This window comes from Pseudomonas asiatica, from assembly GCF_040214835.1.
Taxonomy (GTDB): domain Bacteria; phylum Pseudomonadota; class Gammaproteobacteria; order Pseudomonadales; family Pseudomonadaceae; genus Aquipseudomonas; species Aquipseudomonas putida_Z.
Genome location: NZ_CP157874.1, coordinates 909,739 through 933,526 on the forward strand (window position 1 = coordinate 909,739; position 23,788 = coordinate 933,526).

Sequence of the window (23,788 nt, forward strand, 5' to 3'; positions counted from 1 at the left end):
ATGCTCGAGCTCGCCAAGGAGCAGATAGCCATGGGCCAGAAGGCCGCCGACAAGGCCGAGGCATTGCGCCTGCTGGCCGACCGGTTGGTCGCCGATGGCCTGGTCGCCGAGGGATACCTGCAAGGGCTGCAGGCCCGAGAGGCACAAGGCTCCACCTTCCTTGGGCAGGGCATTGCCATCCCCCATGGCACGCCGCAGACCCGTGACCTGGTGTACGCCACCGGCGTGCGCCTGTTGCAGTTCCCCGAGGGCGTGGATTGGGGGGATGGCCAGATGGTCTACCTTGCCATCGGCATCGCCGCCCGTTCCGATGAGCACCTGCGCCTGCTGCAACTGCTGACCCGTGCCCTGGGCGAGACCGACCTGGCCGAAGCATTGCGCCGCGCCGGCTCCGCCGAGGCGTTGCTGAAACTGTTGCAGGGCGCGCCGCAGGAACTGGCGCTGGATGCACAACTGGTCGGCCTGAACCTGGCGGCCGAGGACTTCGATGAACTGGCCTGGCGCGGCGCCCGCCTGTTGCAGCGCGCCGACTGCGTCGACAGCGGTTTTGCCGCCGTGTTGCAGCAGGCCGAGCCGCTGCCGCTGGGCGAGGGCCTGTGGTGGCTGCACAGCGAGCGCCAGGTGCGCCAGCCGGGCCTGGCCTTCATCACCCCGCAGCAGCCGCTGCGTTACCGCGACCAGCCGCTCAACGGCCTGTTCTGCCTGGCCAGCCTCGGTGCTGCCCACCAGGCCTTGCTCGAGCGCCTGTGCGAAGTGCTGATCGAAGGCCGTGGGCAGATGCTCTACCAGGCCACCAGCAGCCGCGCGGTGCTTGAAGTCCTGGGCGGAGAGGCGCCGGTGGACTGGCCCAGCGCGCGGGTCGTGCTGGCCAACCCGCACGGTTTGCACGCCCGCCCGGCAAAGGTACTGGCGCAACTGGCCAAAGGTTTCGACGGGGAAATCCGTGTACGCCTGGTCGACAGCGCGCAGCCAGCGGTGTCGGTGAAGAGCCTGAGCAAGCTGCTCAGCCTCGGCGCCCGACGTGGCCAGGCGCTGGAACTGGTGGCTGAGCCAGCCATCGCCGCCGATGCCTTGCCGGTGCTGCTGGCGGCCATCGAACAAGGCCTGGGCGAAGAGGTGGAGCCACTGCCACAGAGCGCGGCGACCGCAGCCGGCGCAGCGGCCGAAGTGCTGCAAGCGCCCGCAGCTGGTAGCCGCATCCACGGCGTGGGTGCTGCGCCCGGCATTGCCAGTGGCCCGGCGCATGTGTGTGTCGAGCGTGAGTTCGACTACCCCCTGCGTGGCGAGTCCTGCGCCCTGGAGCGGCAGAAGCTGCGTGAAGCCGTGGCGACTGTCAATGGCGAGCTGCAGGCCTTGGTCCAGCGCAGCGACAAGGCCATTGGCGAAATCTTCGTCACCCATCAGGAAATGCTCGCTGACCCGGCCTTGACCGATGATGTGGAGCAGCGCCTGGGCCAGGGCGAAAGCGCCGCGGCAGCCTGGATGGCAGTGATCGAGGCGGCGGCGCGCCAGCAGGAGTCGCTGCACGATGCCTTGCTCGCCGAACGCGCTGCCGACCTGCGTGACATCGGCCGCCGCGTGCTGGCGCAGTTGTGTGGCGTGCAGGCCCAGGCTGAACCCGAGCAACCCTACGTGCTGGTGATGACCGAAGTCGGCCCGTCCGATGTCGCCCGGCTGGACCCGAGCCGCGTCGCCGGTATCGTCACCGCCCAGGGTGGCGCCACCGCCCACAGCGCCATCGTCGCCCGTGCCCTGGGCATTCCGGCGGTAGTGGGCGCGGGGGCGTCGATACTGCTGTTGGACAGTGGCACGCCATTGCTGCTCGATGGCCAGCGTGGCGTGGTCAGCGTGGCGCCGCCGGCGGATGAACTGCAACGGGCCCTGGCCGAACGCGACCTGCGCGAGCAGCGCTTGCAGGCCGCCTGGGCCAACCGCTTCGAGCCGGCGGTCACCCGTGATGGTCACGCTGTCGAGGTGTTTGCCAACATCGGCGAGAGCAACGGCATCGCCAAGGTAGTGGAGCAGGGCGCCGAAGGCGTGGGCCTGCTGCGCACCGAGCTGATTTTCATGGCCCACACCCAGGCCCCGGACGTAGCGACCCAGGAAGCCGAGTACCGCCGCGTGCTCGATGGCCTCGACGGGCGCCCGCTGGTGGTGCGCACCCTGGATGTCGGCGGTGACAAACCGCTGCCGTACTGGCCGATCGCTGCCGAGGAAAACCCGTTCCTCGGTGTGCGCGGCGTACGCCTTACCCTGCAGCGCCCGCAGGTGATGGAGGACCAGCTGCGCGCCTTGCTGCGCGCGGCCGACCAGCGCCCGCTGCGCATCATGTTCCCGATGGTCGGGCAGGTGCATGAATGGCGCGAGGCACGTGCCATGGTCGAGCGCCTGCGCGCCGAGATCCCGGTAGCCGATCTGCAACTGGGTATCATGGTCGAAGTGCCCTCGGCAGCGCTGCTGGCACCACAGCTGGCGCGCGAAGTGGACTTCTTCAGCATCGGCACCAACGACCTGACCCAGTACACCCTGGCCATCGACCGTGGTCACCCCAGCCTCTCGGCCCAGGCCGACGGCCTGCACCCGGCGGTGCTCAGCCTGATCGACATGACCGTGCGCGCCGCCCATGCCCATGGCAAGTGGGTGGGCGTGTGCGGCGAGCTGGCGGCCGACCCGCAGGCGGTGGCCGTGCTGCTGGGCCTGGACGTGGACGAACTCAGCGTCGCCGCGCGCAGCATTGCCGAAGTCAAGGCCCTGGTCCGCCAGGCCGATCACCAGACGGCCCGCGCCCTGGCGCGCGAGGCCCTGCAACAGGACAGCGCCGCAGCGGTTCGCGCGCTGGTGGAGCGTTACTGAATGGCCAAGATCCTCACCCTCACCCTGAACCCGGCGCTGGATATCACCATCGGCCTGGATACCCTGCGCCCGGGGCAGGTCAACCGCAGCCAGGAGCAGCACAGCCACGCCGCGGGCAAGGGGCTGAACGTTGCCCAGGTACTGGCCGACCTGGGGCACAGCGTCACTGTTGGCGGCTTCCTCGGCCGTGACAACCTGCAGCCTTTCGAAGCGCTGATCGACTGGCGCGGCTTCGTCGACTGCTTTGTCCGCGTACCGGGCGAAACCCGCAGCAACATCAAGCTGGTCGAGGCTGATGGCCGTGTCACCGACATCAACGGCCAAGGCCCGGAAGTCGACGAAGCGGCACGCAGTGCATTGCTGCGCCGCCTGGCGCAGATTGCCCCGGGCCACGACGCGGTGGTGGTGGCTGGTAGCCTGCCACGTGGGATCAGTGCCGACTGGTTCCGCCAGTTGCTCGAACAGCTCAAGGCGCAAGGCCTCAAGGTGGCCCTGGACAGCAGTGGCGAAGCCCTGCGTGCCGGCCTGCAGAGCTCGCCCTGGCTGGTCAAGCCCAATACCGAAGAGCTGGGCGAAGTGCTTGGCCTGGCTGTGGATAACCCGGCGCAGCAGCGCGCTGCTGCCGAGCGCCTGCTGGCCAGTGGCGTCGAACACGTGGTGGTGTCGGCGGGCGAGCAGGGCGTCAGCTGGTTTACCCATGACCATGCTGTACATGCTTGCCCGCCCAAGGTGCAGGTCGCCAGCACGGTGGGCGCAGGTGATTCGCTGGTGGCCGGCATGGTCCACGGCCTGCTGCAGGGCGAAGCCCCGGCGCAGACCTTGACCCGTGCCACCGCGATCGCTGCACAGGCTGTTACCCAGGTTGGTTTCGGCATCCGTGACCGCGAGCAACTGGCGCGTCTGGAAGCCGCCGTGCAACTGACAGAACAACAAGAGGGTTGCCGATGAACATTGCCATTGTCACTGCCTGCCCCAACGGCCAGGTGTCGAGCGTGCTGAGCGCGCGCTTGCTGTCCGCCGCTGCCCAGCGGCGCGGCTGGAGCACCAGCGTCGAAGTGCAGGATGCCGGCCACCCCGAGCGGCAGCTGAGCGCCGCGCAGATCGCCGAAGCCGACTGGGTGCTGGTGGTCAGCACCGGCCCGGTGGACCTGGCGCGTTTCGTCGGCAAGCGCGTGTACCAGAGCACGCCGTCCCAGGCTTTGGCCGACCGCGAAGGCTTCCTCGATGAGGCGGCGGCCAATGCCCGGCTGCTGGCCGCGGTGCCCGGCCTTGCGGCCGAAGCTGGCAACGCAGGTGCACGCATCGTCGCCGTCACGGCTTGCCCGACTGGCGTCGCGCATACATTCATGGCCGCGGAAGCCTTGCAGCAGGCCGCGCAGCAACTGGGCTACCAGCTCACCGTCGAGACCCAGGGTTCGGTCGGTGCGCGCAACCCCTTGTCCGCCGAAGCCATCGCCGCAGCCGATGTAGTGCTGCTGGCCGCCGACATCGAAGTGCCCACCGCGCGTTTCGCCGGCAAGCGCATCTACCGTTGTGGCACCGGTATCGCCCTCAAGCAGGCCCGTGCCACCCTGGACAAGGCCTTGGCCGAAGCCAAGGTGGAAAACAGCAGCGATGCTGCAGCGGCGAGCACGCCAGCGAGGGGCGAGAAGACCGGGGTATACAAGCACCTGCTCACCGGCGTGTCGTTCATGCTACCGATGGTGGTGGCTGGCGGCCTGCTGATTGCCCTGTCGTTCGTGTTCGGTATCGAGGCTTACAAAGAAGCAGGCACCTTGCCGGCCGCGTTGATGCAGATCGGCGGCGAGGCTGCGTTCAAGCTGATGGTGCCGCTGCTGGCGGGCTATATCGCCTGGTCCATCGCTGACCGCCCGGGGCTGGCGCCCGGCATGATCGGCGGCCTGCTGGCCAGCACCCTGGGCGCCGGTTTCATCGGTGGTATCGTCGCCGGCTTCCTCGCCGGCTACAGCGCCAAGGCCATTGCCCGCTGGGCGCGCCTGCCCAGCAGCCTGGAGGCACTCAAGCCGATCCTGATCATTCCGCTGCTGGCCAGCCTGTTCACCGGCCTGGTGATGATCTACGTGGTCGGCCAGCCGGTGGCGGCGATGCTGGAAGGGCTCACGCATTTTCTCGACAGCATGGGTACCACCAATGCCATCCTCTTGGGCCTGTTGTTGGGCGGCATGATGTGCGTCGACCTGGGCGGGCCGATCAACAAGGCCGCCTATGCCTTCTCGGTGGGGCTGTTGGCCTCGTCGAGCTATGCGCCGATGGCCGCGACCATGGCCGCCGGCATGGTGCCGCCGATTGGCCTGGGTATCGCCACCTTCCTGGCCCGACGCAAGTTTGCCCAGAGCGAGCGTGAGGCGGGCAAGGCGGCCCTGGCGCTGGGGCTGTGCTTCATCTCCGAAGGGGCTATCCCGTTTGCCGCCAAGGACCCGCTGCGGGTGATCCCGGCCAGCGTGGCCGGCGGGGCATTGACCGGGGCATTGTCGATGTACTTCGGCTGCAAGCTGATGGCGCCGCATGGCGGCCTGTTCGTGCTGCTGATCCCCAATGCGATCAACCATGCGCTGCTGTACTTGTTGGCGATCGTGGCGGGCAGCCTGCTGACTGCGGTGGTGTATGCGGTGATCAAGAAGAGCGAGCGGGTGGAGTTGGCGGTAGCGCCGGTGAAGGGTTAGAGATTTCAGCGGGCCTTACTGGCCTCTTCGCGGGTGAACCCGCTCCCACAGGTACTGCACAGGCATCAGGTCCGGCGCGGTCTCTGTGGGAGCGGGTTCACCCGCGAAGAGGCCAGAACAGGTCAACGCCCGTGCTTTTGCCGCAACGGCACAAGCAGATCACCCAGCCCGTTGTGATCGATCTCGTGCATCAGCGCCAGCAACCCACCCAATTCCCCCGCCGGGAAACCCTTGCGCGCAAACCAGGCCAGGTAATCCCCCGGCAGGTCGGCAATGATTCGCCCCTGGTACTTGCCAAACGGCATGGTGCGGGTCACCAGCAGTTCGAGGGTTTCCGGCTTCATCATCGGCGCACCTGGCTGTTGAAAAGCGCCGACCATACTGCAATCTGCACGAAGGCCCAAGCGGCAATCATGCAGAACGCCGTTTTCAGGTTCTGCTCTGATATTCGTATCTATTTGATTTAGAAAGATTTTGTCGAGATTAAAGGCTTGGCACGAACGCTGCTCCATTACAGATGACTATCACCTGCCAAGGAGTTTGTGCCATGAGCAATCCCAACAAAGACGTGATCGACGTGCTGAACGACCTGATCGAGTACAGCAAGGATGGCGAGAAAGGCTTCAAGGCCTCGGCCGATGATGTGAAGAACCCCGAACTGAAAGCGTTCTTCGTTCAACGTGCCGGTGAGTGTGCCAATGCGGCCGGCGAACTGCAGAGCGAGGTGCGTCGCCTGGGTGGCGACCCGGAAACCTCCACCAGCATCAGCGGTGACCTGCATCGGGGTTGGGTCAACCTCAAGGCGATGGTCACCGGCAAGGATGAGGAAGCGGTGCTGAACGAGGTGGAGCGGGGCGAGGACCATGCCCTCAAGGCCTACAAGGAAGCCCGCGAGAAACTGGTGAAGCTGGGCCGCACCGCCAGCGACCAGACCTACACCCTGGTGGAAAAACAGCTGCAAGGTGTACAGCGCAACCATGACCAGGTCAGGGCCCTGCGCAACGCCGCCCGCGCCCGCGCCTAGCCGGCAGGCCCCTCTACCCGGTTGCGGCCTTTGGCCTTGGCCCGGTAGAGCGCTTCGTCCGCAGCACCCAGCACCCTCGCCAGATCGTGCTGGGTGCCTGACAGGCCGATGCCGATGCTCACCGTGACCGAGTGGGCATCATCGGCAAACGGCGCCAGCGCCTCGACACTGGCGCGGATGCGCTCGGCCAGCAGCTGCGCACCGACCAGGTCGGTTTCCGGCAGCACCACCTGAAATTCCTCCCCACCGTAACGCGCTGCCAGATCGGCCGGGCGACGGATGCATGCCTCGATGGTCCTGGCCACTTCGCGCAAGGCATGGTCGCCACCGGCATGGCCGTGGCGCTGGTTGAATGCCTTGAAATGATCCACATCCACCATCAGCACGGCCAACGGCTTGCGGTTGCGCTGGGCGCGGGCCCACTCCTGGCGCAGTACCTGGTCCAGGCGGCGGCGGTTGGCCAGGCCGGTCAGGCTGTCGGTAGCAGCCAGGGTCGCCAGGCCCTGTTCGGCCTCTTGGCGGCGGCGCAGTTCGCGGCCCAGCAGCAGGGTCAGCGAGAGGATACCCACACAGAGCACCCCGGTGGCCACGCTGACCAGGATCGCAGTGCGGCGCCAGGACTCGAACACGTCTTCGGCCGAATGCACCACCAGTACGATCAGCGGCAGCTGCGCGACCCTGGCGAAGGTGTACATGCGTGGTTTGCCGTTGCGGCTGGAGCGGGCGGTGAAGCTGCCGCTCTGCTCGCTGAGAATGCGTTTGAAATTGGGCCGCTCGGCATAGTTGCTGCCAATCCCTGGGTCTTGCGTGCGGCTGGGCTGGCGAGCCAGCAGTTGGCCGTCGGTGTTGAGCAGGTTGATGCTGCTGTCATCGCCAATGTCCAGGCGCTGGAACAGCTCACTGAAGTACGACAGGCGCAGTGCACCCGCTGCCAGGCCGGTGAATTCGCCATTGGCGTCGGAGATACGCCGGCTGAAACTGATGCACCAGTCCAGGTCGCCCAGCTTGGCCTTGAATGGCGGGCCCACCAGCAGGCCGAGGTTGGGGTTGTGCAGGTGCGCCTGGAATACCCCGGTGTCGCCGAAGTTGGCCTTGCGTGGCACGCTGCTGGTGGAGTCGCCCACCACATTGCCTTGCTTGTCCAGCCACAGCACGTCACCGCGCTTGCGGTCGACGAAGGCTTCATTGAATAGCAGGCGTTGGCGCAGCGGGCCGGGGATTTCCGGCAGCTCCTTGCGCCCGACCGCCCAGATCAGGCCCTGCAGCGACTGGTCGTAGAGTTCGACGTTGCGCAGGATGTCGCTTTCGATCAGCTGGACGATATTGTTGGACGAGCGAATTGCCGACAGCTCGACATTGTCGCGCTCGCGCGCCAGCAGGTAGCTGACGATGGCCACGATGGCGAGCACGGCAAGGCAACTGCCCAGATTGAGGATCAGCTCGGGGTGCGACCTGTAGTGTGCGAAACGCGGTAATCGGGTGGTCATGCTCGCTACTGCGTGGGCAGGGCCATTCGCGGCGGCGACATTCTAGGGAAGCGGGGATTGTCGGACAAGATTTGTCCGACGGAATCACGGTATACCTTGTTCTGGACTTACCACAAGCCCCTGTGGGAGCGGGTTCACCCGCGAAGAAACCAACTCGGTGTTTGGCACCGGCTTCGCCGGTGTTCGCGGGTGAACCCGCTCCCACAGGGGTTATGTGTGCTTCCTTTAAACCAGGATCAGAACACGTTCAACGGGTAATCCACGATCACCCGCAGTTCATCGTTGTCGCTGTTGCTGTCGATCGACGCATAACCCTGGCTGCCACGGTGGGTGGCGTAGCGCACCAGCACCGACAGGTCCTTCAGGTCACCCTCCTGGAACACATACTTCACGTCCAGGTCGCGCTCCCAGTGCATGGCGTTCTTGCCATCGGCACGGTAGTAGTCGTAGTGGGTGGTGTCCTGGACGGCCTTGGTCAGGTCGGCTTCACCGCGCGAATACGACAGCACCGTGGTCAGGCCAGGGATGCCCACACCAGCGAAGTCATAGTTGTACTGCAGCTTCCACGAGCGCTCGTTCGGTGCGTTGAAGTCCGAGTACATGCGCGAGTTGTCCAGGTAGATGCTGTCGCCCAGGTTGATGTAGTCGAACGGCGTGTTGCCATTGACCCGCTGGTAGGCGGCGGTGACGCTGTGGAACCCGGCGTTGACGGTGAAATGCACGCTATAGGTGTTGTTGTCGATCTTGCCCAGCAGGGCTTGGCCGGTGTCCTGGGTGTGATAGAAGTGCACGCCCGGGTTCAGGCTGACCAGGTCGTTGACCACGTAGGTGTAGTCGAAATCGGCGTAGTACTGGTTCCAGATGTCCTTCAGCTCGGCCGCATACAGGTTGGCGGTGATGTTCGGGGTACCGCTCCACGACGCGCCGGCCCAGTTCAGGTGCTTGCTCTTGTCGTGCTCGCCCAGCGAACCGTAGTAGGTGTCGATGCGGCGGTGGCCACTCTGGTTGTACGGCTTGGTGAAGCTCACCTGGCCGCCTTCGAGCAGCAGGCCGTCGATGCTGGTGTTGGTCAGGCTCACACCACGGAAGGTCTGCGGCAGCATGCGGGTTTCGCCGCCGGCGATCACCGGGTTGGTGAGGAACAGGTCACCGGCTTTCAGCTCGGTGTCGAACGCCTTGAGCTTGACTGCGGCACCGGCGGTGGAGAACGAGTGAGGGGCAGCACCCAGTTCGTCTTCGTTCTTTTGGTGGGTAGGCAGGATGCTGGTGCCAGCATGGCCGCCGCCACCGTCGAGTTTCAGGCCCAGCATGGCGTGGGCGTCCAGGCCAAAGCCGACCACACCTGGGGTGTAGCCCGACTCGAAGCGTGCAACCGCGCCCTGGCCCCACTCGCGGGTGTCGCGCACGCCGGCGTTGTGGTTGTCGCGGTTGAAGTAGGCATTACGGAAATGCAGGTTGAAGGACGAGCCTTCGATGAAGCCATCAGCCTTGTCTTCATCTGCCTGGGCGGCGAAAGGGATCGTTGCAGTCAACGCAATGAACAACGGGGTAAAACGAAACGCGGAAGGCACCGGTACTAGCTCCTTGGGTCTGGCGGTGGGGCAGTTTTTATTTTCGAATGTGCGTCTTTTTTATAGGTGGACGTTACAGCTTGGCTGATAGTTGAAGCACATAAAAAAAGCCGCTGATCGGCAGCGGCTTTAAAAGGCTAACATATCGGCACCGGTGGTGCCCATGGCGTAGCCAAGGGAAAACGGGAGCAGCGACAGCGCTTGATCAGCTGTCGGCATTGGCATCGACAGAAACCTTGGAAGCTGTCTGGTTTGCGTCTTTGGCGGCGTCGGCCTGCTGTGCGGCTACGGCTTCGCGGGCCTCTTGGTGGACCGCGGCGAACTCAGCATTACGGGTGACGAAAGCATTGGATTCTTCGGCCATGGCCAGGGGCGACAACAACAGGGAAGACAGGACGAAGACGCTGGCAATACCCATACTGTTGGACATTTGAAACTACCTTCTTGCGGTGCAAGTGCTAATGAGGACGGGGGTAAAGTTAGTCCTTTCAATGCACTTGAAACAGAGCGAAGCGCGATAAGCACTGTTGCGTAAAAGGTAACTATCGCAGGAAAAGCAATTGGACTTTCGCCGCAAACCCCCAGCCTAGAGCACTTCCACGGCCCTTTGTAGGAGCGGCCTTGTGTCGCGATGGGGCGCGAAGCGGCCCCAGGTTTTGTGCCACAGCAACAATTGCCGGGGGCTGCTACGCAGCCCTTTCGCGACACAAGGCCGCTCCTACAGAGACCGCACAGGCCTCAGAACTGGCAATTGGATGCCGAATGTATTGAACCCAGCGGCACTACGCACGAACACCTCCCCACCATGCATAAGCGCAATCGCCTTGACGATCGCCAACCCCAACCCATGGTTACCCCCACCACTGTTGCTACGTGCCGCATCCACCCGGTAGAAGCGTTCGAACAGCAACGGCAGGTGCTCATCGTCGATCGCCGGCCCCGGGTTGCTCACGGCGATGCTGACCTGCTGCGGCCCGGCATCGATCTGCACCTTGATCACCTGGTGCGGTGCGGTGTGCTGCACGGCGTTGTTCAGCAGGTTGATCAGCGCCCGGCGCAGCTGGGCCTTTTCGATGGGCGCCCGGGCATCGCCGCTCACGCTCACGCTGACCTGCGCGTCTTCGAGAATGTAGTCCAGGTAATCGAGGGTGGTCGCCACTTCCTCGGCCAGCGAGGCCTGGGTCAGGGCCGTGGCCTTGCTGCCCTGGTCGGCACTGGCCAGGAACAGCATGTCGTTGATGATGCTGCGCAGGCGCTCCAGTTCCTCAAGGTTCGATTGCAGCACTTCGAAGTAATGCTCGGCGCTGCGCCCGCGGGTCAGCGCCACCTGGGTCTGGCCGATCAGGTTGGTCAGCGGCGAGCGCAGTTCGTGGGCGACGTCGGCATTGAACGCCTCCAGCCGCGAGTAGGCCTGGCTTACCCGGTCGAGCGCAGCATTGAAGGCGCCGGCGAACTGCGCCAGTTCCGGGGCCAGGGCGTGGGTCTGCAGGCGCCCGTCCAGGCGCGGAGGGGCCAGGGCCTGGGCCTCAACGGACAATGCCAGCAGCGGGCGCAGGCCGATACGCGCCACCCAGTAGCCCAGCAGCGAGGCCAGCAGCACGCCGAGCACCGCCAGCCCGACAATCGCCACCAGCAGGCTGTGCTGCGCCTGCCAGAATGTTTCGGTGTCGATGCCGATCAGAAAGCGCAGCGGCGGCCGCTCGCCCAGGGCCGGCAGTTCGCTGACCAGCACCTTGTAAGGGTAGGGCCGGTCGGGCAGGCGCAGGTCGCGCATGCCCTGCGCGCCTTCGGCGAATGCGCGGACCAGCTCGCTGGGGTGGCCGTATTCGTAGGCCGGGTTGCTGCTGACCACCCAGAAGCGAATGCGCTTGTCCTCTTCACTGAGCAGGTTGAGCTTGTTGTTGATCTTGACCCAGTGCTCCGGTGTGCCGAAGCGGTTGAGGGTGGACTCGAGCACGCTGAAGCGCGCATCCAGCTCGGCCTGCGGCAGCAGGTCGAGGCTGCGGTCGACCTGGCGGTACAGCGCCGAGCCGATCAGCAAAAACACGCCCAGCGCCACCAGGATGAACAGCGCCGACAGGCGCAGTGCGATGGAATTACCCCGCACGGTTTTCCAGGACATATCCCATGCCTCGGATGGTGTGCAGCAACTTGTTGTCGAAAGGCCCGTCGAGCTTGGCGCGCAGGCGCTTGATCGCCACTTCGACGACGTTGGCGTCGCTGTCGAAATTGATGTCCCAGACCAGTTCGGCAATCGCCGTCTTCGACAGGATTTCACCTTGTCGGCGGGCCAGCACGCTGAGCAGCGAGAACTCCTTGGCCGTCAGCTCCAGGCGTTGGCCGGCGCGCGTGGCCTTGCGCGCCATCAGGTCGATCCACAGGTCACCCACCTGCACCTGCAGCGGTTCATGGTTGCTGCTACGGCGGGTCAGGGCTTGCAGGCGGGCGACCAGTTCGAGGAAGGAAAACGGCTTGCCCAGATAGTCGTCGGCACCCTCGCGCAGGCCATGGATACGGTCTTCGACCCGTTCACGGGCGGTCAGCATGATGACCGGTGTCTGCTTTCGCGCGCGCAGGGCGCGCAGCACGCCATACCCGTCCAGGCCAGGCAGCATCACGTCCAGCACGATCACCGCGTAGTCACCTTCCAGGGCCAGGTGCAGGCCATCGATGCCGTCCCGCGCCAGGTCGACGGTAAACCCCTGCTCGCTGAGGCCGCGATGCAGGTAGTCGGCGGTTTTTTCTTCGTCTTCGATGATCAGCACACGCATGGTCTTGTCCTAACTGGCACTGGGCGCCGCCGCACGGGCGGCCTGGCGGCGGTGGAACAGGCGCTCCAGGGCCAAGTATATGACCGGGGTAGTAAACAGCGTCAGCGCCTGGCTCACCAGCAGGCCACCAACCACGGCGATGCCCAGTGGCTGGCGCAGTTCGGAACCGGTGCCGAAGCCGAACATCAGCGGCACCGCGCCGAGCAAGGCGGCCAGGGTGGTCATGATGATCGGCCGGAAGCGCGTCAGGCAGGCCTGGTGGATCGCCTGCTCCGGGGTCAGGCCCTGGCGGCGTTGGGCTTCGAGGGCGAAGTCGATCAGCAGGATGCCGTTTTTCTTGACGATACCGATCAGCAGCACCACACCGATCAGCCCCATGATGCTGAAGTCCTGGCCCATGCCCCACAGCAGGATCAGTGCGCCGAGGCCGGCCGAGGGCAGGGTGGAGATGATCGTCAGCGGGTGGACGAAGCTTTCGTACAGCACGCCGAGGATGATGTACACCGCCACCAGCGCAGCCAGGATCAGCCACGGCTGGCTCGACAGCGAGCTCTGGAAGGCCTGGGCCGCGCCCTGGAAGGCGCCGCTGATGGAGTCGGGCATGCCCAGCTCGCGCTGGGTGCGCTCGAGGATGGTCACCGCATCGCCCAGGGCCACGCCCGGGGCCAGGTTGAAGGACAGGTTGGCTGCCGGGAACAGGCCATCGTGGCTGATCGACAGCGGCCCGGTGCTGGGCGGCGCCACATGGGCCACCGCCGACAGCGGCACCATCTCGTTGGTCAGCGGCGAGCGCAGGTAGAAGTAGTTGAGGCTTTCGGCCTTGCCGCGCTGGCGGGCATCCAGTTCGAGGATCACCTTGTACTGGTTGGTCTCGGTCTGGAATTCACTGATCTGCCGCTGGCCGAAGGCGTCGTACAACGCCTGGTCGACGTCGGTGGTGGTCAGGCCGAAACGTGCCGCGGCCTGGCGGTCGATATCGATGCGGGTGACGCTGGCGCCCAGTTGCAGGTCGTTGGACAGGTCGCGGAACGCCGGGTTTTCCCGCAGGCGCTCGGTCAGGCGTTGGGTCCACAGGTTCAGTGCCATGCCGTCGTTACTCTTGAGCACGTACTGGTACTGGGTGCGCGACGGGCCGGAGCTCAGGTTGATGTCCTGGCCGGCACGCATGTACAGGACGATGCCTGGTACCTGGGCCAGCTTGGGCCGCAGCCGGTCGATCAGTTCGCTGGCCGATACATCGCGTTCGCCACGCGGCTTGAGGGCGATCCAGAAGCGGCCGTTGGCGATGGTCTGGTTGCTGCCGGTGACGCCCACCGAGTGGGAGAACGCGCGCACCGCCGGGTCGGCCTCGATGATTTTGGCCAGCGCCTGGTGCTTCTCGATCATCGACGGGTACGACACATCCGCCGCCGCCTCGCTGGTGCCGAGGATGAAACCGGTATCCTGCAGCGGGAAAAAGCCCTTTGGGATGCCCACGTAACCGGCCACCGCCAGGGCCAGGGTCAGGCCGAACATGCCGAGGGTCAGGCGCTGGTGGGCGAGGGCGCGGTCCAGGCCCTTTTCGTACCACCTGACCAGCCGATCGCCGAAGCCGCCCTTGTGCTCTCCGGGCGGGCGGCGCATGAACAGTGCGCACAGGGTTGGCGCCAGGGTCAGCGAAACCACCACCGAAATCAGGATGGTGGCGGTGGCGGTAAGGGCGAACTCCTTGAACAGCCGGCCGACCACGCCGCCCATGAACAGCAGCGGGATGAACGCGGCGATCAGCGAGAAACTGATCGACACCACGGTGAAGCCGATTTCCCCGGCGCCCTTGAGCGCTGCCGTGCGGCTGTCGTCGCCGGCCTCCAGGTGGCGGTGGATGTTCTCCACCACGACGATGGCATCGTCGACCACGAAGCCCACCGAGATGACGATGGCCACCAGGGTCAGGTTGTTCAGGCTGAAGCCGAAGATGTACATCAGCGCGCAACTGGCGATCAGCGATACGCCGAGCACGCTGGACACCACCATGGTCGCCGACCACTGGCGCAGGAACAGCGCCATCACCCCGATCACCAGGGCCACGGCGATCATCAGGGTCAGCTCCACTTCATGCAGCGAGGCACGGATGGTCTGGGTGCGGTCCTGCAGCACCGACACTTCGACCGAGGCTGGCAGCATCTCCTGCAGCTTGGGCAGGGCAGCCAGTACCCGGTCCACGGTATCGACGATGTTGGCGCCAGGCTGGCGGAAAATCACCAGGTTCAGCCCGGGCTGGTCGCCGGACCAGGCTTTGACATAGGCGTTCTCGGCGCCATTGATCACCTTGGCCACGTCCTTCAGGTGCACCGGTGCACCGTCACGGTAGGAGACGATCAGCTGGGCGTAGTCGTCGGGGTGGAACAACTGGTCGTTGGCGGCGATGGTCGACACGCTGTGTTCGCCGTACAGCGCGCCCTTGGCCAGGTTCAGGCTGGTCTGCTGGATGGCCTGGCGCAGGTCGGCCAGGGTCAGGCCGATGGCGGCCAGTTTCTCGGGTTGCGCCTGCACGCGGATCGCCGGGCGCAGTTGCCCGGTGATGTTGATCAGGCCGACCCCGTCGATCTGGCTCAGCTGGCGCGCGAGCAGGGTTTCGGCGTAGTCGCTGAGGTCGTTGCCAGGCATCTGGCTGGAGCTGACCGTCAGCACCAGCACCGGGCTGTCGGCCGGGTTGACCTTGCGCCAGGTCGGCGGGTTGGGCAGGTCTTGCGGCAAGCGCGCGGTGGCGGTGTTGATGGCCGCCTGCACTTCCTGGGCGGCGGTGTCGATGTTCTTGTCGAGCGTGAATTGCAGGATCAGGTTGGTCGAGCCCAGTGCGCTGCTGCTGGTCATCTGGGTCATGCCGGGGATGGCGCTGAACTGCACTTCCAGCGGCGTGGCCACTGACGAGGCCATGGTTTCCGGGCTGGCGCCGGGCAGCTGCGCGGTGACCTGGATGGTCGGGAAGTCGGCTTCCGGCAGTGGTGCCACCGGCAGGCGCGGGAAGGCGATGGCCCCCAGCAGCACCAGGGCGAAGGTCAGCAGCAGGGTGGCGATGGGGTGGTCGATGCACCAGGCCGAAACACCGTTGCGCGTGTTCATGGCTGGCTCCGGCGGTCGGCCATTTCCGAGGGGGCGGGGGCGTCGGGGGCCACCTCGACCCGCGAACCGGGCTTGAGCCGCGACTGGCCATCGAGCACCAGGCGCTCGCCCGGCTTGACCCCGGCAATGATGTTCAGCCCGCTGTCCTGGTACAGCACCTTGACCGGCACACTGGTGACCTTGTCACCGTCCAGGCGGTAGACAAAGTGCCCGTCGACGCCGCGCTGTACCACAGGCGGCGGTACCACCAGGGCGTTTTCTTCCACGGCGGTGCGCAGGCGGATGGTGACCAGCTGGCCCGGCCACAGGCGGCCGTCCTTGTTGTCGAACTCGGCTTTTACCCGCACGGTGCCGGTGGTGGCGGAGATCTGGTTGTCGATCAGTGCCAGGTGGCCTTCGCCGAGCAGGCTGCGTTCGCCGTCGGCATCCATGTAGGCCTGCACCAGCGCCGGGGTGGGCGCCTTCAGCAGGCTTTGCAGGGTCGGCAGCATTTGCTGCGCCAGGGCGAATTCGACGGCGATCGGGTCGATCTGGGTGACGCTGAACAGGCTGCGGGTATCGCTGGTGCGCACCAGGTTGCCGGGGTCGACGTTGCGAATACCTACCCGGCCGGTCACTGGCGAGCGGATCTGCGTGTACGACAGCTGCACCTCGGCATTGGCGATGGCCGCCTGGTTGCCCTTGACCGTGGCTTGCAGCCGGTTGACCAGGGCCTGCTGCTGGTCGAGGGTCTGCTTCGAAACGCCGTTGTCGGTACTCAGCAGGCGGTAGCGCTGCAGGTCGACGTTGGCTACCTGGATCTGTGCCTGGCTCTGGCCAAGTTCGGCACGGGCCTGGTCGAGGTTGGCGCGGATGGCGCGGTCGTCGAGGGTGGCCAGCAGGTCGCCTTCCTTCACCCACTGGCCTTCCTTGACCAGCACCTGGGTCAGTACCCCCTCCACTTGCGGGCGCACCTCGACGCTGTGCAGCGACAGCACCGAGCCGATGGCGCTGGCATAGCGCGGCACGTTCTGCTGGACGACACTGACCACGCGCACCGGGATGGCGGTTTGTGCACGGGCGGCAGGTGCTGGCTGGCGCTGGCCGAACCAGATACCCGCTACCGCCAGGACCAGGAGTGCCAGGGCGGCGAGGATGACAGGGCGGGACGGACGTCGCATCGGTGCGGGCACCTTGGCCAGAGGGGAATGGTTGTCTGTATTCAAGCTTATAGCCCCCGAACCGGGTCGGCAGCGTGACCGCTGGCTGACAGCGCTGTCAGTTTTGCCTGCACCGCAGGAGATCGCTCGCCTTTTTGCGCTGCGCTGTCGTGCAGAGAACTGATCAGCCGGGTGATCCGCGTACCCTGTGGGAGCGGGTTTACCCGCGAAGAATCCAGCGCGGTACATGGCACCGGCTCCGCCGGTGTTCGCGGCTAAAGCCGCTCCCACAGGGATGGCGCCGGTTCATAGATCTGGAACAGGACAGTTGCCCCCGCCAAGGCATAGCTAGAAGCTGATGAAGGCGTAATACACCGGGGGCTCGTTGGTGGTGCGCAAACCATGTTCCTGCAAGCTCGCCACCAGCGCCGCGTCCTCCACATGCAGGGTCCACTGTGCCCGGCCAACCTCCGGTACCTGGGCCAGGGCCGCGCTGAACGTGCCCATGTCAGGCAAGTAGGCAGTAAACCCGTTGCCCTTGAGCGCGCTGGTGGTCATGCCCAGCGCCTGGCACACCGCCACCTTGGCGGCGATGTCATCGCGGTCGGCCTGGCGCGAGGCCTGCACCAGCTCCTCCAGCCCGGCATCGACCAGTTGCCTGCCGTGAATCAGCTCCGGCCCCTGTTGCCAGGCTTCCGGCGGGCAGTCCTTGCTGCCTGGTCGCAGCGGGATATGCGGGTTGATTTCCACCGGGTAGATGCGACAGACCAGCGGCCGCTGGTCATAGATGGTGCACAGGTCGTTGTCGTCGAGGTTGCGGCAGCGCCCGGGGTTGAAGGCGGCAAAGGTCACCGATACTCGTGCCTCGCCGTCGCCACAGGGCACGGGATGGGACCGACGCAGCACATGATCACGCTGTTCTACCGGCATGCCAGGGCCGTCTGCCACGAAGGCTTCGATCAGCACCACCACCTGGCCACCGTCGTCCGCCCAGCGGCGCGCTTCCTCCAGGGTCAAGGGCACGTGGTGGCCGGTACAGCACTTGCCGCAGCCGGTACAGGCGAAACGCAGGCTGTCGGTCACTTGGCTTCCGGGCTCCACTCGCTGACGAAGGCGCGCTGGTGCTGGCGGTCGTACAGGCAAAGTTCGGTGCCGGTGCGCTGCTGCATGTGCTTCTGGGGGTAGACGCCTTCGATCAGCAGGGCGCTCATGCCGACCTGGTCATCGAACTCGGCGGGCTTGCTGCGGGCGTGGGCATCCTTGAACTGGCTGGCGGCCAGGCAGGCCTTGAGCATCTGCTGGCGCTGCTCGTTCCAGGCCTGGCTGCTGGAGGCCTGGGCGATACCGCTGAAGAGAGCGCAACTGATCAGGATAGAGCTGAGAAACTTCATACGCGATTCCGGCAAGTTACTTGCGAGGGGCGCGAATTATGCCCGACTCGACCCCGGCGGCAAGCCGGGGAGTTTGTCTCCGAATATATCAGCGCTCGGCGAACACCACGGCGCGCGCCGCCACCACCAGACAATCGGTCAGCTCCGGCGAAGAGAACTTGGTGAGGATGGCATTGGCCCCGGCCTGGGTCGCCTTTTCGCTGCTCATGGCGCTGTCCAGCGAGGTGTGCAGCAATATGTACAGGTGCTGGAAATCGGGGGTTTCGCGCAGGGTGCGAGTGAAGGCGTAGCCGTCCATTTCGCTCATTTCGATGTCGGAGACGATCACGTTGATTTCCTGCGCGGTGCCCTGCAGTTCAAGCAACACGTTGATGGCGTCCTTGGCGCTGCGCGCGGTGTGGCATTCGATGCCGAGGTTGCGCAGGGTGTGCACCGACTGCTGCAGGGCCACCTGGCTGTCGTCCACCACCAGGATGTTGGCGGCGGCCAGCAGGCTGGCGTCTTCCTCGCTCAAGGTGCCGTGAGGCGCCTCCGGCACCGGCGGGGCGATGGCATGGATGACTTTTTCGATGTCCAGCACCTGCACCAGGGTGTTGTCGACCCGGGTCACGCCGGTGATGAACGAGCGGCTGCCCGAGCCGTAGGGTGGTGGTTTGATGTCGGTGCTCAGGCAATGCACGATGCGGCTGACCGCCTGCACATGCAGACCCTGGCGCGAGCGGCTGATCTCGGTGACGATCAGGCAGCCGCCGTCCGGGTCGGCCAGCGGCCGTTCGCCGATGGCGCGGGACAGGTCGATGACCGACAGCGGATTGCCGCGCAGGGTCGCCACGCCTTTCACGTGGGGGTGCGATTCGGGCAGCTTGGTCAGCGGCGGGCAGGGAATTATCTCGCTGACCTTGAGCAGGTTGATTGCCATCAACTTGCCGCTGCGCAGGGTGAACAGCAGCAGGGACAGCGAATCCGCGCGGGCATTTTGCGTGGCCATGGTGACCTTCGTGGGGAACAGGGGATAACCGGTTATCGGCCTGTTCGGACTTGGCTTTAGTCATTTTGCACCGAGCCAAGGAATGCTCTGGACCCTGTGGGAGCGGCTTTAGCCGCGAACACCGGCGCAGCCGGTGCCATGCACCGCGTTGGATTCTTCGCGGCTAAAGCCGCTCCCACATGTACCGCGCTGGTTTCAATCAGCGCAGCCCGAGCCTACGGGCCAGGCGGCTAAGGTTGGCGCGGTCCAGGCCGAGTTCCCGGGCAGCCGCTGCCCAGTTTTCTTCGTGCCGCTGCAAGCAGGCCTCGATCACCTGGCGCTGGTAGTCGTCGACGGCTGCGCGCAGGCCCCCCTCGGGTAGCGGCGCCGCCGGCAAGGGCACAGCAGGGGAGGGCGCGGTGCCGGGCGTTGCCGTTGCGCGCAGGTCCAGGTCGATGGCTTCCAGGGTGAGTATGCGTGGCCTGTCGGAATGTTGGCCCAGCGCCTTGAGCGCCGAGCGGCCGATCAGGTGTTCCAGTTCACGCACGTTGCCTGGCCAGTCGTAGGCCAGCAGCGCGGCCTGGGCCTCGCTGCTAAGGCGCAGGCTGTTCAGGCCCAGGCGCGAACGGTTCTGTTCGAGGAAGTAGCCGGCCAGTAGCAGCACATCACGCCCACGTTCGCGCAGCGGCGGCACATGCAGCGGGTATACGCTGAGGCGGTGGTAGAAGTCGGCGCGGAAGTTGCCAGTGCGCACTTCTGCTGCCAGGTCGCGGTTGGTGGCTGCGATCAGGCGCACATCCACCCGGTGTTCGCGGTCCGAACCCAGGCGCTGCAACTGGCCGCTCTGCAGCACGCGCAACAGCTTGGCTTGCACCGTCAGTGGCAGCTCACCGACTTCGTCGAGGAACAGTGTGCCGCCATTGGCGAGCTCGAATTTGCCGCGACGCTCGCCATGGGCGCCGGTGAAGGCGCCACGCACATGACCGAACAGTTCGCTTTCCACCAGGGTGTCGGGCAGGGCGGCACAGTTGAGGCTGACCAGCGGTTTGTCGGCGCGGTTGCTGGCCTGGTGCAGGGCCTGGGCCACCAACTCCTTGCCGACGCCGGTCTCACCGGTGATCAGCACGGTCAGGTCGCTGCCACCGACCAGGCGGATTTCCTCCACCAGGCGCTTGTGCGCGGGGCTCTGGCCAATCAGCTCTTTGTCCTGGCCGCTGGCCTGGCGGTAGATCTCCGCGCGGTGGTGTTCGTCTTCCGCGCGCAGGGCCAGGTGCTCGATGCGCTCGGCCACGGTGACCGTGGCGGCGGCCAGGCTGGCGAAGGCCTGCAGGGCGCCCAGCTCCAGGCTCTGGAACTGCCCGGGGGTGAGGGCATCGAGGGTAACCAGCCCCCAAGGGCGCTCGTCGACCATCAACGGGCAACCCATGCAGTCATGTACCTCCAGGTTGGCATCGGGGGCGTTGACCAGGCCGTCGTAAGGGTCGGGCAGCTCGGAGTCGCTGGCGAAGCGGGTGGGTTCCGCGCTGCTGAGCAGGATCTGGAAGCGAGGGTGCTCACTGACCCGGAAGCGCCGGCCCAGGGTATCGGGGCTCAGCCCGTCCACTGCCAGCGGCACCAGCCACTCGCCGTCCAGGCGCAGCAGCGCGGCGGCATCGCAGGGCAGCAACCCACGCATGGCCTGCAGCAGGCGGCGATAGCGTTCCTGGTCGGGCAGGTCGCGGGAAAGGTCGCTGACCAGGGGCAGCAGGGTGGTGAGCAAGGGCTTCGTGGTCATATGGACTCCTGTGGGTCGATATGACTATACGTCGAGGTGGGTCGTTTTGACATGACCTGCGTCAACCCCCTGATTTTGCTGGAGATAAAAGTTGGCATGATTGATGTAATAGCTCCGGCAGTCATTTGAAGCCACAGGCTCAGGAGTTGTTGCAATGCTCAATGCCGAACAACGTGCAATCATCAAGGCCACTGTCCCCCTGCTGGAAAGCGGCGGCGAAGCGCTGACCACCCACTTCTACAAGATGATGCTCAGCGAGTACCCGCAAGTGCGCCCGCTGTTCAACCAGGCCCACCAGGCCAGCGGTGACCAACCGCGAGCCCTGGCCAACGGCGTGCTGATGTATGCCCGCCACATCGACCAGCTGGAGCAGCTTGGCGGCCTGGTCGGCCAGATCATCAACAAGCACGTTGCCCTGCAGATTCTGCCGGAGCACTACCCGATCGTCGGCAGCTGCCTGCTGCGCGCCATCGAAGAAGTGCTGGGCAAGGAAATCGCCACCCCCGCCGTGATCGACGCCTGGGGCGCGGCCTATGGCCAGCTGGCCGACATCCTGATCGGCGCGGAAGAGAACCTCTATAAACAGAAGGAAGAAGCCGAAGGCGGCTGGCGCGGTACCCGCGAATTCCGCCTGGTACGCCGTGAGCAGGAAAGCAGCGAAATCGTTTCGTTCTACTTTGCCCCGGTGGATGGCAAGCCGGTGCTCAAGGCCGAGCCTGGCCAGTACATCGGCCTGAAGCTGGACATCGACGGCGCCGAGCAGCGCCGCAACTACTCCCTGTCGGCACTGTGCGACGGCAAGGAATACCGCATCAGCGTCAAGCGCGAGGCGGGTGGCAAGGTTTCCAACTACCTGCACGATGTGCTGGCGGTGGGCGATACCCTGCAGCTGTTCCCGCCGGCTGGCGATTTCACCCTGGCAGCGGGCGACAAGCCGCTGGTGCTGATCAGCGGTGGCGTGGGTATTACCCCGACCCTGCCAATGCTGCAGGCGGCACTGCAAACCCAGCGTGAGGTGCATTTCATTCACTGCGCCCGTAACGGCGCCGTGCATGCCTTCCGCGACTGGATCGACGAGCTGGCCGAGCGTCACCCGCAGCTCAAGCGCTTCTACTGCTATGCAGAACCGCAGGATGGTGCTGCGGCTGATGCCGTGGGCCTGCTGAGCGAGGACCTGCTGGCCGAGTGGCTGCCGCAAGAGCGAGACGTGGATGCCTACTTCCTCGGGCCCAAGGGCTTCATGGCGGCGGTCAAGCGCCAGCTGAAGGGCCTGGGTGTGCCAGAGCAGCAGAGCCGCTACGAGTTCTTCGGGCCGGCGGCTGCGCTGGAGTGATGTAGCGCCTGCACTGGCCTCTTCGCGGGTAAACCCGCTCCCACAGGGACCGCACAGGTTTCAAACCTTGTGGGGGCCTGTGGGAAATTTTGTGGTTTTCAACAAACCAGCCCCCACAGGGATCGCGCAGATTTCAAAGCCTGCGCGATCCCTGTGGGAGCGGGTTTACCCGCGAAGAGGCCGGTACAGGCTCACAGAGTATTCATCCCAGCCGCTGGCAAGCCAGCTCCCTTGCAGCATTGCTCCCGCCCGTGGGTAATCGAGAACGAAACGGTCGATCGCATTCGTCGCCTGGGGGCTGGCTTGCCAGCGGCTGGGCCGCACCTCACCTTCCTGCCTATATATAAAGGAGAGATGAAAGCGGCTGTGCAGCTTTCATCTTTAATCCTCCTTTAATCACGGTATCCTTCACTCCCGGGTGTCGAGGGGCTTGCCCCTGCGCGGCACCCGGGTAGCCGCTTTTTTGCTGCCCGGCGTTGAACCGACGTCGTTGCGGCCGGTCTCAGCCACACCGGATAGCCCTGCGCAGCGCTATCACGCCGCTTCCTCGGCACGCTCAAAGGCCCTGCCCAGCGTGTAGACTTGCGCCAGGCAGGCGGATCACGCTGCCACTATCCATCGAAGGAACCGGCAATGAACGAACAAACATCGCGCCTGAATCGGGAACGGCGCTTTCTGGTACTGTTGGGCCTGATCTGCCTTTCGCTGATCGGTGGCGCCCTCTACATGCAGATAGTCCTGGGCGAGGCACCATGCCCGCTGTGCATCCTGCAACGTTATGCACTGTTGTTCATCGCCGTGTTCGCCTTCATCGCCGCGGCGATGCCCGGGCGCCGCAGCCTGACCTTCTTCGAGGCACTGGTGGTACTCAGCGCCATTGGCGGAATCGTTGCGGCCGGCAACCATGTGTATATACTCGCCAACCCCATGGTCAGTTGCGGTATCGACACCCTGCAGCCGATCGTGGACGACCTGCCGCTGGCCAAGCTCTGGCCGCTGGTGTTCCAGGTCGACGGCTTCTGCAGCACGCCGTACCCGCCGATCCTCGGTCTGTCGCTGGCGCAATGGGCGCTGGTGGCGTTCGTCCTGACGGCCGTCCTGGTTCCGCTCGGGATCTACCGCAACCGACGCCAGGCTTAGACAAAAGTCCCGAATGGCATGGGGTCTTTTACGCCGCATGAGAAGAGGGAAAATTCGCTCACCGCTTGATCCAGATCAACCCGGAGGCCTTGCAGAATGCGGCTTTGGGGCCTATCAAGCGGGGTGCGACAAACTGTCGCGAAGTTGAATTTTTGAGCAGTATTGTTGCAGATTCTGTAAAGGACTGTTGCTCAATAAGTCATAGTCAAGGGTTGGCGACCTATCTACAATCGCCCCCAATTTCCGTTCGGCACTGCTTGCGAGTCGCAGGATTGAAGGAAGCCTCAGCGCTCCTTTTTGCTGACTTCGTCAAGTTTCGCCCAACGGCGATACCGGGCGGACCCCCCTCCGCGTTTTCCCGCACCAAATGGACTTGGTCTGAAGTACAGGCCTGTTGCCTACGAAACCATAAGCACCGCTAACCCGCTTGACGCCAAGGTCCTGCAGTCGGACCCCGGGCAGGAGCGAGTACGGGCGCGAAATGCCGCACTTGGCAGGACGAAGTGTTGGCTACCAAAACACAAATTGCATTGAAGCAAGCTGATCTAGAGG

At 65.0% G+C, this 23,788-nt stretch carries 18 protein-coding genes; 6 read left to right on the top strand and 12 right to left on the bottom strand.

Annotation, left to right across the window (positions count from 1 at the left end):
- The 3 genes from ptsP to ABNP31_RS04200 are packed head-to-tail and all read left to right on the top strand — an operon-like array spanning position 1 to position 5,537.
- Positions 1-2,853 (top strand): phosphoenolpyruvate--protein phosphotransferase, encoded by a 2,853-nt coding sequence (gene ptsP, locus ABNP31_RS04190; RefSeq protein WP_350013030.1) that lies wholly within the window; start codon positions 1-3, stop codon positions 2,851-2,853.
- Positions 2,854-3,801 carry a 1-phosphofructokinase gene (gene pfkB / locus ABNP31_RS04195; RefSeq protein WP_025337728.1) on the top strand — a complete coding sequence of 316 codons (948 nt, stop codon included), beginning with the start codon at positions 2,854-2,856 and terminating at the stop codon, positions 3,799-3,801.
- Complete coding sequence (locus tag ABNP31_RS04200; RefSeq protein WP_350013031.1) at positions 3,798-5,537, top strand: PTS fructose-like transporter subunit IIB; 1,740 nt, start codon at positions 3,798-3,800, stop codon at positions 5,535-5,537. The genes pfkB and ABNP31_RS04200 overlap by 4 nt, the downstream gene beginning before the upstream one ends.
- A gap of 122 nt (positions 5,538-5,659) precedes the next feature.
- On the opposite strand, the gene ABNP31_RS04205 is transcribed toward ABNP31_RS04200, so the two are convergent.
- Entirely contained in the window at positions 5,660-5,881 is a 222-nt protein-coding gene (locus tag ABNP31_RS04205; RefSeq protein ID WP_015268980.1) for a DUF3820 family protein, read from the bottom strand.
- A gap of 203 nt (positions 5,882-6,084) precedes the next feature.
- Here ABNP31_RS04205 and ABNP31_RS04210 point away from each other — a divergent pair, with 203 nt between their 5' ends.
- Entirely contained in the window at positions 6,085-6,561 is a 477-nt protein-coding gene (locus tag ABNP31_RS04210; RefSeq protein WP_025337730.1) for a ferritin-like domain-containing protein, read from the top strand.
- Here ABNP31_RS04210 and ABNP31_RS04215 read toward each other — a convergent pair.
- The 11 genes from ABNP31_RS04215 to norR all read right to left on the bottom strand — a co-directional run bounded on the left by ABNP31_RS04215 (position 6,558) and on the right by norR (position 20,763).
- Positions 6,558-8,048 (bottom strand): GGDEF domain-containing protein, encoded by a 1,491-nt coding sequence (locus tag ABNP31_RS04215; protein WP_238067271.1) that lies wholly within the window; start codon positions 8,046-8,048, stop codon positions 6,558-6,560. The genes ABNP31_RS04210 and ABNP31_RS04215 overlap by 4 nt on opposite strands.
- 236 nt (positions 8,049-8,284) lie before the next feature.
- Positions 8,285-9,619: an OprD family porin gene (locus tag ABNP31_RS04220; RefSeq protein ID WP_085587395.1), complete on the bottom strand. Its 1,335-nt coding sequence runs from the start codon at positions 9,617-9,619 to the stop codon at positions 8,285-8,287.
- A gap of 205 nt (positions 9,620-9,824) precedes the next feature.
- Positions 9,825-10,049: a hypothetical protein gene (locus tag ABNP31_RS04225; protein ID WP_085587397.1), complete on the bottom strand. Its 225-nt coding sequence runs from the start codon at positions 10,047-10,049 to the stop codon at positions 9,825-9,827.
- Positions 10,050-10,337: 288 nt separating this feature from the next.
- Entirely contained in the window at positions 10,338-11,741 is a 1,404-nt protein-coding gene (locus ABNP31_RS04230) for a heavy metal sensor histidine kinase (protein WP_085665030.1), read from the bottom strand.
- Positions 11,716-12,390 (bottom strand): heavy metal response regulator transcription factor, encoded by a 675-nt coding sequence (locus ABNP31_RS04235; protein WP_025337735.1) that lies wholly within the window; start codon positions 12,388-12,390, stop codon positions 11,716-11,718. Before ABNP31_RS04235 ends, ABNP31_RS04230 begins: the two co-directional genes overlap by 26 nt.
- Before the next feature lie 9 nt (positions 12,391-12,399).
- Positions 12,400-15,492 carry a multidrug efflux RND transporter permease subunit gene (locus ABNP31_RS04240; RefSeq protein WP_085665029.1) on the bottom strand — a complete coding sequence of 1,031 codons (3,093 nt, stop codon included), beginning with the start codon at positions 15,490-15,492 and terminating at the stop codon, positions 12,400-12,402.
- The gene (locus ABNP31_RS04245) at positions 15,489-16,652 is read right to left on the bottom strand and encodes an efflux RND transporter periplasmic adaptor subunit (protein ID WP_085665028.1); all 1,164 of its coding nucleotides are present in this window, start codon (positions 16,650-16,652) and stop codon (positions 15,489-15,491) included. The genes ABNP31_RS04240 and ABNP31_RS04245 overlap by 4 nt, the downstream gene beginning before the upstream one ends.
- A gap of 327 nt (positions 16,653-16,979) precedes the next feature.
- Positions 16,980-17,714: a YkgJ family cysteine cluster protein gene (locus tag ABNP31_RS04250; RefSeq protein WP_238067272.1), complete on the bottom strand. Its 735-nt coding sequence runs from the start codon at positions 17,712-17,714 to the stop codon at positions 16,980-16,982.
- Entirely contained in the window at positions 17,711-18,022 is a 312-nt protein-coding gene (locus ABNP31_RS04255; protein WP_025337739.1) for a hypothetical protein, read from the bottom strand. Before ABNP31_RS04255 ends, ABNP31_RS04250 begins: the two co-directional genes overlap by 4 nt.
- 88 nt (positions 18,023-18,110) lie before the next feature.
- The gene (locus ABNP31_RS04260) at positions 18,111-19,010 is read right to left on the bottom strand and encodes a chemotaxis protein (RefSeq protein ID WP_025337740.1); all 900 of its coding nucleotides are present in this window, start codon (positions 19,008-19,010) and stop codon (positions 18,111-18,113) included.
- 199 nt (positions 19,011-19,209) lie between these two features.
- Positions 19,210-20,763, bottom strand: a complete 1,554-nt coding sequence (gene norR / locus ABNP31_RS04265; RefSeq protein WP_085665025.1) for a nitric oxide reductase transcriptional regulator NorR — start codon at positions 20,761-20,763, stop codon at positions 19,210-19,212.
- Between the two features lie 154 nt (positions 20,764-20,917).
- On the opposite strand from norR, the gene hmpA reads away from it, so the two are divergent.
- Together hmpA and ABNP31_RS04275 are read left to right on the top strand one after the other, a co-directional pair.
- Positions 20,918-22,096: an NO-inducible flavohemoprotein gene (gene hmpA, locus ABNP31_RS04270; RefSeq protein WP_085665024.1), complete on the top strand. Its 1,179-nt coding sequence runs from the start codon at positions 20,918-20,920 to the stop codon at positions 22,094-22,096.
- A gap of 633 nt (positions 22,097-22,729) precedes the next feature.
- Entirely contained in the window at positions 22,730-23,236 is a 507-nt protein-coding gene (locus ABNP31_RS04275) for a disulfide bond formation protein B (protein WP_025337743.1), read from the top strand.
- The last annotated feature ends 552 nt before the right edge of the window (positions 23,237-23,788 follow it).

Coding starts and splice junctions, on each gene's coding strand:
- ABNP31_RS04245 (WP_085665028.1), bottom strand. CDS start 16,652: ATGCGACGTCCGTCCCGCCCTGTCATCCTCGCCGCCCTGGCACTCCTG.
- ABNP31_RS04200 (WP_350013031.1), top strand. CDS start 3,798: ATGAACATTGCCATTGTCACTGCCTGCCCCAACGGCCAGGTGTCGAGC.
- ABNP31_RS04275 (WP_025337743.1), top strand. CDS start 22,730: ATGAACGAACAAACATCGCGCCTGAATCGGGAACGGCGCTTTCTGGTA.
- ABNP31_RS04210 (WP_025337730.1), top strand. CDS start 6,085: ATGAGCAATCCCAACAAAGACGTGATCGACGTGCTGAACGACCTGATC.
- ABNP31_RS04260 (WP_025337740.1), bottom strand. CDS start 19,010: ATGGCCACGCAAAATGCCCGCGCGGATTCGCTGTCCCTGCTGCTGTTC.
- ABNP31_RS04225 (WP_085587397.1), bottom strand. CDS start 10,049: ATGTCCAACAGTATGGGTATTGCCAGCGTCTTCGTCCTGTCTTCCCTG.
- ABNP31_RS04230 (WP_085665030.1), bottom strand. CDS start 11,741: ATGTCCTGGAAAACCGTGCGGGGTAATTCCATCGCACTGCGCCTGTCG.
- hmpA (WP_085665024.1), top strand. CDS start 20,918: ATGCTCAATGCCGAACAACGTGCAATCATCAAGGCCACTGTCCCCCTG.
- ptsP (WP_350013030.1), top strand. CDS start 1: ATGCTCGAGCTCGCCAAGGAGCAGATAGCCATGGGCCAGAAGGCCGCC.
- ABNP31_RS04255 (WP_025337739.1), bottom strand. CDS start 18,022: ATGAAGTTTCTCAGCTCTATCCTGATCAGTTGCGCTCTCTTCAGCGGT.
- ABNP31_RS04240 (WP_085665029.1), bottom strand. CDS start 15,492: ATGAACACGCGCAACGGTGTTTCGGCCTGGTGCATCGACCACCCCATC.
- ABNP31_RS04215 (WP_238067271.1), bottom strand. CDS start 8,048: ATGACCACCCGATTACCGCGTTTCGCACACTACAGGTCGCACCCCGAG.
- pfkB (WP_025337728.1), top strand. CDS start 2,854: ATGGCCAAGATCCTCACCCTCACCCTGAACCCGGCGCTGGATATCACC.
- ABNP31_RS04235 (WP_025337735.1), bottom strand. CDS start 12,390: ATGCGTGTGCTGATCATCGAAGACGAAGAAAAAACCGCCGACTACCTG.
- ABNP31_RS04205 (WP_015268980.1), bottom strand. CDS start 5,881: ATGAAGCCGGAAACCCTCGAACTGCTGGTGACCCGCACCATGCCGTTT.
- norR (WP_085665025.1), bottom strand. CDS start 20,763: ATGACCACGAAGCCCTTGCTCACCACCCTGCTGCCCCTGGTCAGCGAC.